General features: G+C 65.5%; 13 protein-coding genes. 8 read left to right on the top strand and 5 right to left on the bottom strand.

Annotation, left to right across the window (positions count from 1 at the left end; genetic code table 11):
- The first annotated feature begins 32 nt into the window (after nt 1-32).
- Genes LZ518_RS12925 through msrA form a run of 5 tightly spaced genes read left to right on the top strand, consistent with a single transcriptional unit; the run spans nt 33 to nt 3551 of the window.
- The gene (locus LZ518_RS12925) at nt 33-1367 is read left to right on the top strand and encodes a S41 family peptidase (protein ID WP_249916385.1); all 1335 of its coding nucleotides are present in this window, start codon (nt 33-35) and stop codon (nt 1365-1367) included.
- Nucleotides 1367-1858, top strand: a complete 492-nt coding sequence (locus LZ518_RS12920; RefSeq protein WP_431358224.1) for a disulfide bond formation protein B — start codon at nt 1367-1369, stop codon at nt 1856-1858. Before LZ518_RS12925 ends, LZ518_RS12920 begins: the two co-directional genes overlap by 1 nt.
- Before the next feature lie 41 nt (nt 1859-1899).
- Complete coding sequence (locus tag LZ518_RS12915) at nt 1900-2391, top strand: demethoxyubiquinone hydroxylase family protein (protein WP_249916573.1); 492 nt, start codon at nt 1900-1902, stop codon at nt 2389-2391.
- Between the two features lie 55 nt (nt 2392-2446).
- Nucleotides 2447-2857, top strand: a complete 411-nt coding sequence (locus LZ518_RS12910) for a hypothetical protein (RefSeq protein ID WP_249916383.1) — start codon at nt 2447-2449, stop codon at nt 2855-2857.
- A 19-nt stretch (nt 2858-2876) separates the two neighbouring features.
- Nucleotides 2877-3551 carry a peptide-methionine (S)-S-oxide reductase MsrA gene (gene msrA, locus LZ518_RS12905; RefSeq protein WP_348538687.1) on the top strand — a complete coding sequence of 225 codons (675 nt, stop codon included), beginning with the start codon at nt 2877-2879 and terminating at the stop codon, nt 3549-3551.
- Nucleotides 3552-3559: 8 nt separating this feature from the next.
- Here msrA and LZ518_RS12900 read toward each other — a convergent pair whose 3' ends face one another.
- The 5 genes from LZ518_RS12900 to LZ518_RS12880 form a co-directional block, all read right to left on the bottom strand.
- Entirely contained in the window at nt 3560-5698 is a 2139-nt protein-coding gene (locus LZ518_RS12900) for a TonB-dependent receptor (RefSeq protein WP_249916382.1), read from the bottom strand.
- A 79-nt stretch (nt 5699-5777) separates the two neighbouring features.
- On the bottom strand, nt 5778-7121 hold the full coding sequence (locus LZ518_RS12895; protein WP_249916381.1) for a cytochrome P450: 1344 nt from the start codon (nt 7119-7121) through the stop codon (nt 5778-5780).
- A gap of 10 nt (nt 7122-7131) precedes the next feature.
- Nucleotides 7132-10554: a chromosome segregation SMC family protein gene (locus LZ518_RS12890; protein ID WP_249916380.1), complete on the bottom strand. Its 3423-nt coding sequence runs from the start codon at nt 10552-10554 to the stop codon at nt 7132-7134.
- Nucleotides 10555-10576: 22 nt separating this feature from the next.
- Complete coding sequence (locus tag LZ518_RS12885; protein WP_249916379.1) at nt 10577-11320, bottom strand: thioredoxin domain-containing protein; 744 nt, start codon at nt 11318-11320, stop codon at nt 10577-10579.
- Nucleotides 11321-11325: 5 nt separating this feature from the next.
- Nucleotides 11326-11880: a DUF721 domain-containing protein gene (locus LZ518_RS12880; RefSeq protein ID WP_249916378.1), complete on the bottom strand. Its 555-nt coding sequence runs from the start codon at nt 11878-11880 to the stop codon at nt 11326-11328.
- Nucleotides 11881-11907: 27 nt separating this feature from the next.
- Here LZ518_RS12880 and LZ518_RS12875 point away from each other — a divergent pair, with 27 nt between their 5' ends.
- From LZ518_RS12875 to LZ518_RS12865, 3 genes are all read left to right on the top strand, one after another.
- Nucleotides 11908-12912, top strand: coding sequence for an A/G-specific adenine glycosylase (locus tag LZ518_RS12875; protein WP_249916377.1), 1005 nt, complete (start codon nt 11908-11910; stop codon nt 12910-12912).
- The gene (gene nudC / locus LZ518_RS12870; protein ID WP_249916376.1) at nt 12902-13762 is read left to right on the top strand and encodes an NAD(+) diphosphatase; all 861 of its coding nucleotides are present in this window, start codon (nt 12902-12904) and stop codon (nt 13760-13762) included. Before LZ518_RS12875 ends, nudC begins: the two co-directional genes overlap by 11 nt.
- A gap of 64 nt (nt 13763-13826) precedes the next feature.
- Nucleotides 13827-14471 carry a c-type cytochrome gene (locus LZ518_RS12865; protein ID WP_249916375.1) on the top strand — a complete coding sequence of 215 codons (645 nt, stop codon included), beginning with the start codon at nt 13827-13829 and terminating at the stop codon, nt 14469-14471.
- Nucleotides 14472-14475 lie beyond the last annotated feature (4 nt).

Genomic DNA, 14475 nt, shown 5'->3' with positions numbered 1-14475 from the left:
AACGACGCGACGCACCCTGACAGGAATTTAAGATGCAACGCCTTGCCAAGCTTCTCCCGCCCCTCGCGCTGGTCGGCGCACTGGCGATGGTCCCAGTGGCGACGACCGCCATGGCCGCGGCCGAGACCGATACGCAGAAGGAACTGGAAACCTTCTTCAGCGTGTTCGAGCGGGTCCGCGCCAACTATGTCGACAAGGTCGACGATCATACGCTGATCAAGGGCGCGATCGACGGCATGCTGGCCGCGCTCGACCCGCACTCCAGCTATGCCGAGGCAGCGGATTTCGCCCAGCTCAAGACCACCACTGACGGCAATTATGGCGGTCTTGGCCTTTCGGTTTCGGCCGAGGACGGAGCGGTCAAGGTGATCGCACCGATGGAAGATACGCCGGCTGACCGCGCCGGCATCAAGGCAGGCGACTACATCACCCACATCGACGGCGAGTTCCTCTACGGCTTCTCGCTCGACGAAGCGGTCGAGAAGATGAAGGGCAAGCCGGGCACGACGACCAAACTGACCATTGTCCGGCCGGGCCGCGACAAGCCGTTCGACGTCACCATCACGCGCGAGCGCATCGAGCTGAAGCCGGTGAAGTGGGAAGTGAAGGACAATGTCGGCATCATCAACGTCAACGGCTTTTCGGCACAGACCGGGGCACTGACGCGAGAGGCACTGATCGGGATCGACAAGGCGACCGGCGGTCGCGCGCTCGGCTACATCGTTGACCTGCGCTCCAACCCGGGTGGCCTGCTCGACCAGGCGATCGAGGTCAGCGACGCGTTCCTCGAGCAGGGCGAGATCGTGTCCGAGCGTGGCCGCGATGCGGGCGACATCGAGCGTTTCTATGCCAAGCCGGGCGACATGGCCCATGGCAAGCCGCTAATCGTGCTGGTTGATGCCGGCTCCGCGTCGGCAGCGGAGATCGTCGCTGGAGCCCTGCAGGACCATCGCCGGGCGATCGTCATGGGTGAGCGGAGCTTTGGCAAGGGATCGGTGCAGAGCGTGATCCAGACCGGGCCGCAGTCGGCGCTTCGGCTGACCACCGCGCGTTACTACACGCCGTCGGGACGGTCGGTGCAGGCCGGCGGGATCGACCCCGACCTGACCGTGCCGCAGCTGAGCGATGAGGATTACAAGTCGCGCCCCAAATTGCGCGAGGCCGACCTTCGCCGGCATTTGGTCAGCCAGGCCAAGATCAAGGACGAAGTGCTGGAGGATGACACGACGCCCGATCCGCGCTTCGTGCAGACCGCGGCCGAGCTGGAGAAGAAGGGTATCAAGGATTACCAGCTCGATTACGCGCTGAAGACCTTGAAGCGACTGGGTCCGCCGCCGGTCAACCTGGCCAGCAAGTCGGGCCGCTAATGCTCGCACGGTCGGTGCCTGCGGGCGAAACTCGCCTCAAACAGGCGCGCTTGCTTGCCTTGCTGATCCCGGCCGGATTGCTGGGCGGGGCCCTGTTCTCGCAATATGTCGGCGGCCTCTATCCGTGTGAGATGTGCATATGGCAGCGCTGGCCGCATGGACTGGCTATCCTTCTGGCGCTGATTGCGCTGACCTCGCCGATCAATTCGGCGCGAACCCGGATGACGATACTGCTGGCCGCCTTTTTGATCGCCGTTTCCGGCGCCATTGGCCTGTTCCACGCCGGTGTTGAATATGGCTGGTGGGAAGGGCTGACGCGATGCAGCACCACTGGCGCCGCCAGCCTTGAGGACATTTTGGCGGTGCCGCTGGTCCGCTGCGACCAGGTGCAATGGACGTTCCTCGGTATTTCCCTGGCTGGATGGAACGCGATCATCTCGTTAGGCGGAGCTGCTGTGGTCACATTCTTCGCCATTCGGAAAGCCCGGTGAGCGGCTGGCATCCCGGAGAGCGGCGCCCCGACCGGGAATCGATGCTGCGGGTCAACCAGGCCGGCGAATATGGCGCGACCCGCATCTATGCCGGCCAGCTTGCCGTGCTCGGCCGAAGCTCGACCGCCGCGCACCAGATCGCCCGCATGGCGGCGCAGGAGCAGCGCCACCTCGACCGGTTCGACAAGATGATGGCCGAGCGACGGGTTCGCCCGACCGCCCTGCAACCGTTGTGGAGCGTCGCCGGATTCGCCCTTGGCGCCGCGACCGCGCTGATCAGCGAACGAGCGGCTATGGCCTGCACCGAGGCGGTCGAGACCGAGATCGACAAACATTATTCGGAACAGCTGGCCGCCCTGGGCGAGGAGGACCCGGAATTTGCCGCGGATATCCGCGATTTCCAGGCCGAGGAACTGGAACATCGCGAGACCGCGCGCGAGCATGGCGCGCAGGAGGCGATCGCCTATCCACTACTGACCACCGCAATTCGTGCCGGATGCCGGTTGGCAATCGAGCTCTCCAAACGCATATGAGCGGAACCGGGATCCCGGCTCGGCCGCTTTAGCCCTTCGAGAAGGACGTGTGATCATGTCGAAACTGCCGCTGCTGAGTTTTGCCGTCACGGGAATTGCGCTTGCCCTTCCAGCGCTGGTCGCGCCGGAGCCGGCGCTCGCCCAAGGCGCCAAGATCAGCGAGATCATTGTCTACGGCACCGACCCCTGCCCGCGTTCGACCGACGACCAGGTCGTCGTCTGCGCCCGCAAGCCGGAGAGCGAGCGCTTCCGGATTCCGGAGCGCTATCGGCAAAGCGGGTCGCGCCAGTCGCGCGAATCCTGGGCCAATCGGGCGACCGCGTTCGAAACCTATGGCCGGACCGGAATCAACAGCTGCTCGCCGGTCGGGCCGGCCGGCTTCACCGGCTGCACGCAGGATCTGATCAACCAGGCGTTCAAGGAGCGCCGCGAGGAAGCCAAGGGCGCGGCGCCTCCCGAAGAATAGGATTGAGAGCAAGGCAGGCATGACCAACCAAGTGAAACTGGCAGTTTCCGTCATTGCCGCGGCGGCCGCGATCGGCCTGCCGTTGACGGTCAGCTGGAGCCGCCAAGCCGAGGCCGCCGCCAATGTCCCGCCTGCGTCGATGGTGGCACCGGCCGGCTCCCATCGCGAAGTCGCCGTCCTGGCCGGCGGCTGCTTCTGGGGCATTGAGGGCGTCTATGAGCATGTCAAAGGTGTCAGCGATGTCACGTCCGGCTTTGCCGGCATGCAGGCCCGGGGCGCCACCTATGACAAGGTTTCGACTGGGACGACCGGAAATGCCGAGGCGGTTCGGATCGTCTTCGACCCGCACCAGGTCAGCTATTCCGAGCTCCTGCGCATATTCTTCGCGGTCGCCCACGACCCGACCGAAGTAGATCGCCAGGGTCCCGATGTCGGCACCCAGTATCGCTCGGCGATATTCCCGCAGTCGCCGGCCCAGGCCAAGGTGGCGAGGGCCTATATCGCTCAATTGCAGAAGGCCCATGTGTTCAAGCGGCCGATCGCGACGCGGATCGAAAGCGGCGGGTTCGTTGCCGCGGAGGCTTATCACCAGGACTTCATGCGCAAGAATCCGAACTATCCGTACATCGTCTTCAACGACCGGCCGAAGGTCGCCGCGCTGAAGCAGCAATTCCCTAATTACTGGCGGGGCTAAGCGGCCGCCTAAAGCCCGAAACGGATCGTGCCGCGGACCGTGGTAGGTGCGCCGGGGGCGATATTGTTGTCACCGTTCGCAGTCGGGAAATAGTCGGCGCCGAAGATGTTTTCGACATTTACCTGCGCTTCGACCTGCCTGGTGATCTTGTAGAAGATGGCGCCGTCGACGCGGGCGTAGCCGGGCAGTTTCACCTGGTTGTTGATGGTGGTGAACGACTTCGACCGGGCGATTATGCCGAGCCCGACCCCGAGCGACTGGGTCACGTCATAGCGATTCCACAGGGACGCGGTGCGGCGCGGTACGAGCGGCACTTCGCAGTCACCACTGGGGCAGGCCGTGGTTGCTTCGGTGACCTCGGCCTTCTGCCAGGCAAGTCCGGCCGACATCTGCCAGTGGCTGGTGACGTTGCCGGTCAGGCCGAGCTCGATGCCCTTGCTGCGCTGCTTGCCGCTCAAGAGGAAGGTGCCGTTGCCGCTGGGATCGGCGACACGGGTGTTGGTACGATCGAGCTGGTAGATCGCCGCAGTCGCCAGCAAGCCGTCGATCGGCTGCCACTTGGCGCCGATCTCGTAATTGTCGAATCGTTCTGGCTTCAGCGCTTCGGTATTGATGTCGAGGCCGCCGAACTGGTCGCCCGACTGCGGCAAATATGACCGGCTGAAGCTGCCGTAGAATGACAGCTTGTCGCTGGGCTTGAGGATCAGTCCCAATCGCGGGGACCAGAATTTGTCCCTTCGACCGAACTCGCCGCCCAGCGGCGCCGGGCGGAAATCGTCCACGCTCAACTTGAACGAGTCGAAGCGCAGGCCGGCAATAATTTCGATCCAGTCGGCCGGGCGGATCTGATCCTGCACATAAACCGCGGCAATAGTCGCCTTGGTCCGGTTGTCGGCGTCGGTCCCAGCGCGCGCGAATGTGATTCGGCCATCAAGGTCGACCGTGGGATCGCTGAGCGGAACGATGTTCGTGCCAGCGTCAAAGAACCCGGTCTCCCGCAAGTTGCGGGACTTCTGCTGACCGACCTCGAAGCCGAATAACAGGGTCTGGTCGATGCCGCCAAGCTGATTTTCCCAGATGAGGTCGGTCTGGTTGAACAAATTCTTGCGGGTAGTGCCGTTGTTATAGGCGTTCAGCGTAACCGTATCGTTGGCCTCGATGAGATTGGCGGCGAAGATGTTCTGATAGAATTTGTCGAAATGGCCGTAGGACAGGCGATTGCGGAGCGTCAGCCCCTCGCCCAGCTGGTGTTCGACCGCGAGTACCCCGATGTGCGCGTCGACCTTCGCAAGGCTCTGATCCGGATCGCCGAAGAAGATGCTGTCAAAGCCCTTTAATGGCTCGTCGATCGCGGCCGGGTCCGTGACCGACGGAACGCCGCGGTCGGCGGTGCGGCGGTCGTGGAAATATTCGTAGCTGAGGTCGATCCGTGTCGCCTCGCCGGCTTGGATTCCGACGGTAGGATTGATGCCGTAGCGCTTGAGGTCGACGTGATGGCGGAAGCTGTCGCCATCCTCATACAGTCCGTTAACGCGCAGGCTCGCGGTCCCGCCCAGCGGCTCATTGACGTCGCCGGTCAGACGAAAGCCACCCTCGCTGTCGCCAGAGGCAGCGAAATTCTCGAAGGCCGCCGGAGCGCCGCGCTTGGTCACCCGGTTTACCACTCCGCCGCCGCCGCCGCGGCCGAAGATCATCGCGTTGGGGCCTTTCAGCACCTCGATGCGATCGACATTGTAGAAATCGCGGAAATATTGGACGTCGTCGCGGACCCCGTCGGTGAAGAAATCGGCGGTGCTGCTGTTGCCGCGCAGCACGATCGTATCGCGATTGCCTTCGCCGGAGTTGAAACTCGCCCCAGGCACGTAAAGCACGACATCGGAAATCGAACGCAGCGTCTGATCGTCGATCTGCTTCGAGGTGATGACGCTGACCGATTGGGGCACGTCCTTTAGCGGCGTGCAGGTCTTGGTCGCCGCGCAGCTCTCTTTCGCATCATAGCTTCCACGCTGACCGACAACGATGATCGGCTCGGCAAGCTCGGCAAGCTCGACTTCCTTGCTGCTGGCGTCGGCAGACACGTCCGCAGCGAAAGCAGGCATGGCAAGGAAACTGCTGGCGAGCAAGGCGGCGGCGGACGCACGAAACATGTAACGAATTCCCCTTCGACCGGATGGCCTGAAGGCGGATTAGCGTTAATGATAGTCATTCGCAATAGCGAACTATCGGCTACCCGAAAGTGCGGCGCTCTAGGCGAAGTGGAAGGCCACCAGCAGGCCTTAGTGTGACCATTCCGGCCGGCCGGACGTCATGCCCGGCTTCTACAAAGCGCCATTCGGCGAGCCACGTCGCCAGGATGGTCAGTGCCTCGGCGGTGGCGAACTGGGCGCCAACACAGGTCCGCGGGCCGCCGCCGAACGGCAGATATTGGAAGCGGTGGCGATCGCCCTTGCCGGCGAAGCGGTCGATGTCGAATGCATCGGGATCCCGCCAATATTTGCGGTGGCGGTGGAGCATCCACGGCCAGATCGAAACGATGTCGCCCGCTGCCACCTCATGCTCGCCGATGCGATCATCGGCGATGGCCTGCCGGTCGAAGCGCGGCACCGGGGGGTAGAGACGCATCGATTCCTGGACGAACAGGCGAAGCCGCTCGACACGCTCGGCAATGTCATCGGCGCCTCCGGCAAGTGCGGCGCGCGCTTCCACGGCAAGTTCCTCCTGCAACTCCGGCTGGGCGGCCAGCAGGAACAGCGTCCAGCTGATGGCATTGGCAGTGGTTTCGTGGCCGGCGAGATAGAAGGTCGCGGCATTGTCGATCGCCAGCGCCCTCGCCTCCTCATCGGGAAAGCGGTGGCGCAGCGCCTCGATCACGCCGGTGAGGAAATCTCGCGCGACCCGGCCATGCCAGCGGTCGTCGACCACTTCGGCCAGGGTTCGGCGCAGGAAGATCTGACCGCGCTTGCCCGCCCGGCCCTTGGGGGTCACCGGAAACTGGGGGAGACGCAGCAACGCCAGCATCCGCGCTTCGGAGAAGCCTTCAATCGCCGCCGCGATATGCGCCATCGACGATTCCGAGATCAAGCGCGGGTCGCCGCCGAACAGGGCCAACGCAATCACCGTCATGGTGGTGCGCGTCGCTTCGGCGGCCATGTCTTGCCGGCCCTCGCTCCACCGCTCCATCGCTTCGCGCGCGGCGCGCACGAACATCGCCCGCTGCGCCTCGACCGCGCCAGGGGAGAAGCTGGCCGCTACGATCTTGCGCTGATCGCGCCACAATGCGCCGTCGGACGTCAGCAGGCCGCGGCCGATGATCGGATCGAGCAGCGTCTTGACGATGTCCGGCTTCACATAATTGGCGGCCTGACCAAGCAGGACATGCTCGATCAGGTCGGGATCGAGCAGGATGTGGACCTTGAAGCCGAGGATGTCGCGCTTGAGATAATCGATCTCGAACGCGCGTTCCGACCATCCATAGACCGATGTGCGGGCGCGCTCGCCGAAGAAACCACGCCAGGTTGCGACCGGCTTGGCCGGCCGCGGCGGATAGGGCGGGATGAAGGCCATTGTCATTTGGGCGAACTCACTCCGCCGCCAATAGCTCCTCTGCCCCGCCAAGGTCGACCGAGACCAGCCGGCTGACGCCGCGCTCGATCATCGTCACGCCGTAAAGCCGGTGCATTCGGGCCATCGTCACCGCATTGTGGGTAACGATGAGGTAGCGGGTGTCGGTCTCGCCGGTCATGCGGTCGAGAAGGTCGCAGAAGCGGTCGACATTGGCGTCGTCAAGCGGCGCGTCGACTTCGTCCAGGACGCAGATCGGTGCCGGGTTGGTCAGGAACAGGGCAAAGATCAGCGCCACAGCTGTCAACGCCTGCTCGCCGCCCGAAAGCAGGGTCAGCGACTGGAGCCTCTTGCCCGGCGGCTGGGCCATGATTTCAAGCCCCGCTTCAAGCGGATCGTCACTCTCGACTAGCTCCAAATGCGCCTGGCCGCCGTCGAACAGGGTGGTGAACAGGCTGCGGAAGTGGGTGTTCACCTTCTCGAACGCATCGAGTAGCCGAACGCGGCCTTCGCGGTTGAGGCTGCCGATCGAGCCGCGCAGGCGGAGGATCGCCTGAGCCAGCTCTTCCTTCTCGGCGACATTGGTTTCGCGGCTGGTGTCGAGCTCGGCCAGCTCCTGCTCCGCGACAAGGTTGACCGGGCCAATCCGTTCGCGCTCCGCAGTCAGGCGGTCGAGCGTTTCCTTCTCGATCTCCGGGTCGCCGAGGTTGGCGGAGTCGAATCCCAGCTTTTCCGGCAATAATGGCGGCGGGCATTCGAATTTTTCCCCGCACAATCGGGCAAACTCCATCCGCCGTTCGACATGGGCGTCGGCGCGGGCAGCGGCTCCGGCGCGAGCTTCGCGGGCCGCGGCGGAAGCTTCCCCTGCCTCGGCAAGGGCTCTGGCGGCGACGGCCACGGCCTCCTGAGCGTCACGCTCGGCCTCGGCCGTCTTGGCGATTTCCGCCTCACTGGTCGCCGCGTCGCGCTCGATCCGGTCGATGTCGGCGGCGTGGCGCGCAGGTTCATCGGCCAGCTCCTCCTGTTCCTCCTCCATCGCCATCGCCCGGGCGGCGGTTTCGGCAAGCCGCTTCTCGGCCTGGAGCGAACGGGTGCGCCATTCCCCTGACTCTCGGCCGGCGGCAGCGTGGCGCTCGCGATCGGCAGCGGTTTCACGGGCCCGGGTCGCCGAACGAGCGCGGCAGTCGGCGACCGCCTCGCCGGCCGTCGAGGCCTTGGCGCGAGCCGCTTCGACCTCGGCCTGCAGCGTGTCGGGGTCGGGCAGGGCAGCAAGATTTCGGGTCGCGACGTCGACGGCCTCTTTCGCCGCTTCGGCCAGTGGCACCAGGTCGGCGCGGCGCTCCTCAATCCCCGAGCGCTGGGCGTCGAGCCGCTCAAGCGCGGCAGTGGCGACATCGCCAGCCCGGGTCGCGTCACGACCGGCCCGTTCGGCCTCGGACGCGGCCTTGCGCGCGGCTTCGGCCTCGGCCCGATGCGTTTCGACCGCCTGGGCGGCGGCGTCACGTGCTGCCTGGGCGCCAGCAACGGCCTGCTCAAGCCCGGGCAGTTGCCGGTCGATTTCGGTCAGCCGATTGGCACGCAACAGCCGCTCGGCTGCAGCCGCGCCGCCGCCGACGCTGACGAAACCGTCCCAGCGCCGCATGACGCCATCAAAAGTAACCAGCCGCTGGCCGACCGCCAGTATTTGACCCGAGTCGCTTTCAACAACGCCGACCTGCGCCAAGCGGCGGCGCAGGGCCGCCGGCGCGTCGACATGATCGAGCAGTCGTTCGAGGCCGACTGCCAGCGGCGGATCGCCAGCCTCCCCGTCGCTGCCTTGCCAGCGGCGCGGACCTTCGCTGCCAAGCACCGCCTCAATATCTTCGCCAAGTGCCGCCGCGAGCGCGCGCTCATAGCCTGGCGCGGCCTTGAGCTCGGTCAGCGCCGCGCCACCTCCATGGTCGAGCGCCCGCGCCAACGCGTCGCGTTCGGCCTTGGCCGCACTCTGCGCCGCACGAGCTGCCGCCAGCGCGCTTTCAGCCTCGTCGCGGGCGGTCGCCGCGTCCGCGCGTTGCTGCTCGGCCTGGGCCAGCGCCACCTCCGCATCGGCAAGCTGGCGAGAGGCCTCGTCAGCCGCCGCTTGCGCTTGCCCGATCGATGCGCGCTCCGCCGAACCGTCGCCAATCCCGGCCAGCTGCTGGATCAGCCGATCGGCATCGGCGGCGAAGCGCGCCGCCTGCGCATTGGCGGCATCCAGCGCGGCCTGGGCCACGCGGCGTTCGGCCCGCATGGCGGCTTCACGCGCCAACACTCCGGCAAGGGCGGCTTCGGCTTCGCGGGATTCCGCCTCGGTTTGGGTCAGTTCGGTCGCGATCCGGGCGGCGATCGTCTCGGCATCGGCCAGCCGTTCCTCGATCGCACGCCGTTCCTGGTCGAGTGTGTCGATCGCCCTCGCCGCGTCGGCCTTCAATGCCACCTCGCGCGCGGTTTCGGCCGATAGCGCCTGCGAAAGGCGCTCCAGTTCCGCTAGCCGGCGCACCACCGTATCGCGCTTGGCACGGGCGGTGGCCAGTTCATGCGCCAGGGTGCGGCCGGCATCGCGCGCCGCGACGGCGGAGTTGCGCCGCTCGGCCAGCGCGCCGGCGGCCTGTTCCTGAAGCGATTGCGCGGCAAGGACCGCCTGCTGCAACCGGGCGACCTCGCCCTCCGCGATCCTGGCTTCCTCGGCCGCTTCAGCCGCCGCGCGGTCGGCGTCTGACCAGCGCGAATAGAGCAGCTTGCCCTCGGCCAGCCGGATCTTGTCGGTCAGCGCGCGGTAGCGTTCGGCTGCCCGCGCCTGCCGCCTGAGCGCCGAAGCACGCGCCTCCTGCTCCGTCAGTAGCTCGTCGAGCCGTTGGAGATTGGCTTCCGTCGCGCGGAGCTTCTGCTCGGCATCCTTGCGGCGCGCATGGAGGCCCGAAATGCCCGCCGCCTCTTCCAGCATCATCCGGCGCTCGACCGGCTTTGCGGCGATCACCGCGCCGATCCGCCCCTGGCTGACCAGCGCCGGCGAATGAGCACCGGTTGCGGCGTCGGCGAACAGCAGCGAGACGTCCTTCTGGCGGACATCGCGCCCGTCGATCCGGTAAGCGGAGCCGGCGCCGCGCTCGATCCGGCGGGTCACTTCGCTCTCGCTATTTTCGTCGTTATCGGCGTCGCCGGCCTCGCGCTCGATCAGCAGCGACACTTCGGCGAAGTCGCGCGCCGGCCGGGTGGCAGTGCCGGCGAAGATAATATCCTCCATCCCGCCGCCGCGCAGCGACTTGGGCGATCCTTCGCCCATCACCCAGCGGATCGCCTCAAGCAGGTTGGACTTGCCGCAGCCGTTCGGGCCGACCACGCCGGTTAGCCCCGGCTCGATTCTGAGTTCGGCAGGCTCGACGAAGCTCTTGAAGCCGGTGAGTTTCAGCCGGCGGAAACGCAACGATTTACCCCCTCACGCTCCATCAGCTTGCAAGCGCGTCCTTGATGGCCGGCTCGAGCTTTTCCCAAGTGGCGGTCTGCTCGACCAGTGAACCGTTGATCAGGAAGGATGGCGTACCCGGAATATTGTAGGTCGTCCCGGCGTCGGTGTTCATTTGGACCAGCTTGTTGATCTCCGCCTCGTCGGCCAGGCACTGATCGCCCTTGGCGCGCGGAACGCCCCGCATCGAGGCATATTGTTTCAACCCGGCAAGATCGGCGATCGCCGAAAATTGCTGGGCCGGGGACATCGTCTGCAGATTCTGGATCGTAGCCTGGTCTGCCGCCTGGACCTTGCCGATCCAGTCCTTCTGGTCGGCAAACAGGTTGCGGGTGAGGCCGAAGAAGCTTGCCTCGCCGCCGCAGCGGGCCAGCAGGGTCGCGGTCATGTCGAACGGATCGCGGACGTAGTTGCGGAATTCCCAGCTAACCAGGCCCTTCTTCACATAATTGTCGACCAGTGCCTGGGCGCCCTGATGCTCGAACTCGGCGCAGTGCGGGCAAGTAAGCGAGCCAAACTCGACCAGCTTCACCTTGGCGTTGGGATTGCCCATGACGAAGCCGCCCTCGGCCGACTTCTTGACGATGGTCGACCAGTCGCCGTTGTTGGGCGCCGGCACCGGCGCCGCGGCGACTTCCGCGCCGCTCGAATTGCTCGCGCTTTTTTCAGCGTTGCAGGCAGTGGCGAGCAGCGCCGCCGAGGCGAGGAACAGGACAGAGATTCTCATGGGGGTCATTTGCTCCGGATGATTGGAATTGGAGTGGAAGGAAGCTTGTCGACAGCGGGAGCGCCGCGCGACCCGGCGAGCTTGCCGGCAAGCGATTCGAGCACGGTTCGAAGCTCAGGGTCGGCGATCTGGCGCAAGCCTTCGCCCAGCTCCTTGGGCACCGCGGCAAGCGGCGGCCGCTCGATCGGTGACCTGGCTCTAGGTATCCGTCCCTGGCTGAAGGCGACCTTGGTGACCGCCTCATAACCGAAGAAGCGATTGACCCTCTCGATGATCAGCGGGCCGAGATGCTGGATCAGGGGCGCATGAGCGCCCTCGACGCTCAGGGTCAGCGTTCCGCCCGACTTCTTGCCCGCCGGAAAGCGGATCGATTCCGGGGTCGACACCCTGGCATAGCGCTCACCGACGATTTCCGCCCAGCGGCTGACCACCGCGCCCTGCATGAATCCGAATCGCTTGAAGGTAATTCCAGCAATATCGCTGACAAGGTCGCCGCACGCGCGGACATGGCCGACGCGCGGAGCTTCTTCCTTGGATTCGGGACGCGGGGACTTCGCCATTTGTAACGACCATGCCATAGCGCTTTCATGCTCGCCAGTGCCGCTGAACGGCTCCTGACTCATTATGACCGATATGCACGGGCCTTGCCGTGGCGAAGCCCGCCCGGAAGCGCCCCGCCCGACCCCTATATCGTGTGGCTGAGCGAGGTGATGCTGCAACAGACCACGGTCGCGACGGTGAAGCCGCGCTTCCGCCGGTTCATCGCCCGCTGGCCGACGGTCGAAGCGCTGGCCGCGGCGCCGGACGAGGAGGTGCTGAGCGAATGGGCCGGTCTTGGCTATTACGCCCGGGCAAGAAATTTGATCGCATGCGCAAGAGAGGTGGCGGCGCTCGGCGGCTTCCCTCGAACCGAGGCGGCCTTGCGCGAATTGCCAGGGCTGGGCGCCTATACCGCCGCGGCAATCGCTGCCATCGCCTTCGGCGAACGGGCGGTCGTGGTCGACACCAATGTCGCCAGGATCGTTGCCCGTCACAATCGCATCGACCGCCCAATTGAAAAGGCCGGCGACGAAATCCGGAGATTCGCGGACGCGATGACACCAACCGACCGGCCGGGCGATTATGCGCAGGCGATGATGGATCTTGGCGCGACCGTCTGCCGGCCGAAGCGGCCCGACTGCGCCGCATGCCCACTCTCAGCCGACTGCATGGCATTCGCCGGCGGCGATCCCGAAGCCTTTCCCGTTGCAAAAGCGAGACTCGAGCGCCCGCATCGGCATGGCCTGGCCTGGTGGATCGAGCGCAATGACGCGATCTGGCTCGTCCGTCGCCCGGCCAAGGGCATGCTCGGCGGAATGGCGGCGCTGCCGGGCCCGGAGTGGGGAGACGAATGGCCTGCCGGGCCGACGCTGACCAGTATTGCGCACGGCTTCACGCATTTCACGCTATCCCTGCATATCGTTGCCCGGTCGGAGCCGATTGGTGATGGCTGGTGGCAACCGCTCAACTCGATCAGCGGGGCAGGCTTGCCTACACTCTACCGAAAGGCCGTCGATTCAGTCGTCACCAGAAAGGAAGCCCTTGCCGCCTGATCCATTCTTCAGTGGCGAAGGCCTCGACCGCGCCGACCATCTGCGCGCCGATCCGGCGGCTGTCGCAGCGTTTCTCGATCGGCCCGATGCGCGAGAATTGCAGTGGGTCGAAGGCGCGCCTGCACTCGACGAAGAGGGCAAGCTTTGCTGGGGAGCAGTGACTGGCGAGCCGCCGCTGTTCCTGGGCTTCGACAATGGCGCGCCGCGCTTTTCCAGCTTGCCCGACGGAAGCACGCCGGCCAATGCCTATGCCCACATCCATTTGCTGGCGCAGCTCGACGCCAGGGATGCGCCGACCTTCTCGGCCGCGCTCAGCCTGGCGAACTGGCATCGCCGTCACAGCCATTGCTCGGTCTGCGGGCATCGGACCGAGCCCAATCGCGGCGGCTGGTCGCGCGCCTGCCCGAACTGCGGCGCAGAACATTATCCGCGCTCCGACCCGGTGGTGATCATGTTGGCGGAGCATGAGGGCAAGCTGCTGCTGGGGCGCCAGCCGCAATATCCGCCCGGCCGCTATTCGGCGCTCGCGGGTTTCGTCGAGCCGGGCGAATCGATCGAAAATGCGGTCGCGCGCGAACTCAAGGAAGAGGCCGGAATCGAGGTTGGCGACGTCCGCTATTTGTGCAGTCAGCCCTGGCCGTTCCCGTCGTCGCTGATGATCGGGGCGCACTCGATTGCCGCAAGCGACCAATTGGAGATCGACCGCAACGAGCTCGACGACGCCCGCTGGTTCAGTCGCGACGAGGTGGTTGCCGCCCTTGCCGGAGATGCCTCGGCACCGTTCCAGGCGCCGCCCAAATGGGCCATTGCCCGAACCTTGTTGGAACGCTGGGTCGATGGCTTGATGTAAGCAAGGCTCCGTCTTAAAGGCGCTGGCACGGTTTCTTTCCATTCGGCTTGTCCGCAGGGGTTTCATGAACGATCGCAACAACACTATCGCCGGCTGGGTCCTGTTCGCCGGTATCGTCGCGCTGGGCTCGTCGATCGTCTCATCCGAAGTGTTCAACACGCACCGGCCGGAAACGATGGGCTATCCGATCGAGGGCGTCGAAGTCGAAGGGGCAACCGCCGAGGCGGCCAAGCCGATCGAATTCTACCTGGCCTCGGCCGACCCGACCAAGGGCGAGCAGGTGTTCAAGAAGTGCACCGCCTGCCACAATGCCGACAAGGGCGGAGCCAATGCGCTCGGCCCGAATCTGTGGGGTGTGCTGGGCGAGCCGGTCGGCAAGGGCGCGCATGGCTTCGCCTTCTCCGAGGCGCTGTCAGGCAAGGGCGGCAACTGGGACTGGAACAGCCTCAGCGATTGGCTGTCCAACCCCAAGAAGTTCGCTCCGGGCACCAAGATGACCTTCGCCGGCCTCGGCAATCCCGAGGATCGCGCCAATGTCATCGCCTTTTTGAACGCGCATAGCGACGCGCCGAAGCCGCTACCCGCCGCCCCGGCCGAAGCTACCGCGGCGGCCGACGACAAGGGAGCGGACGGCAAGGATGTGGCAGCGGGCAATGAAGCTGCTCCGGCTGGCAACGAGGCCGCACCGGCCAAGCCTGCCGACAAATAGACCG

Origin of the sequence: Sphingomonas brevis (assembly GCF_023516505.1) — a bacterium.
GTDB lineage: Bacteria > Pseudomonadota > Alphaproteobacteria > Sphingomonadales > Sphingomonadaceae > Sphingomicrobium > Sphingomicrobium breve.
This window is presented reverse-complemented; position numbering and strand designations above follow the sequence as displayed.

Bases quoted from the DNA above. Each gene is read 5' to 3' on its own strand.
- LZ518_RS12920 (WP_431358224.1), top strand. From the start codon at position 1,367: ATGCTCGCACGGTCGGTGCCTGCGGGCGAAACTCGCCTCAAACAGGCG.
- LZ518_RS12910 (WP_249916383.1), top strand. From the start codon at position 2,447: ATGTCGAAACTGCCGCTGCTGAGTTTTGCCGTCACGGGAATTGCGCTT.
- LZ518_RS12900 (WP_249916382.1), bottom strand. From the start codon at position 5,698: ATGTTTCGTGCGTCCGCCGCCGCCTTGCTCGCCAGCAGTTTCCTTGCC.
- LZ518_RS12875 (WP_249916377.1), top strand. From the start codon at position 11,908: ATGCTCGCCAGTGCCGCTGAACGGCTCCTGACTCATTATGACCGATAT.
- LZ518_RS12925 (WP_249916385.1), top strand. From the start codon at position 33: ATGCAACGCCTTGCCAAGCTTCTCCCGCCCCTCGCGCTGGTCGGCGCA.
- msrA (WP_348538687.1), top strand. From the start codon at position 2,877: ATGACCAACCAAGTGAAACTGGCAGTTTCCGTCATTGCCGCGGCGGCC.
- LZ518_RS12915 (WP_249916573.1), top strand. From the start codon at position 1,900: ATGCTGCGGGTCAACCAGGCCGGCGAATATGGCGCGACCCGCATCTAT.
- LZ518_RS12865 (WP_249916375.1), top strand. From the start codon at position 13,827: ATGAACGATCGCAACAACACTATCGCCGGCTGGGTCCTGTTCGCCGGT.
- LZ518_RS12895 (WP_249916381.1), bottom strand. From the start codon at position 7,121: ATGACAATGGCCTTCATCCCGCCCTATCCGCCGCGGCCGGCCAAGCCG.
- LZ518_RS12880 (WP_249916378.1), bottom strand. From the start codon at position 11,880: ATGGCGAAGTCCCCGCGTCCCGAATCCAAGGAAGAAGCTCCGCGCGTC.
- LZ518_RS12885 (WP_249916379.1), bottom strand. From the start codon at position 11,320: ATGAGAATCTCTGTCCTGTTCCTCGCCTCGGCGGCGCTGCTCGCCACT.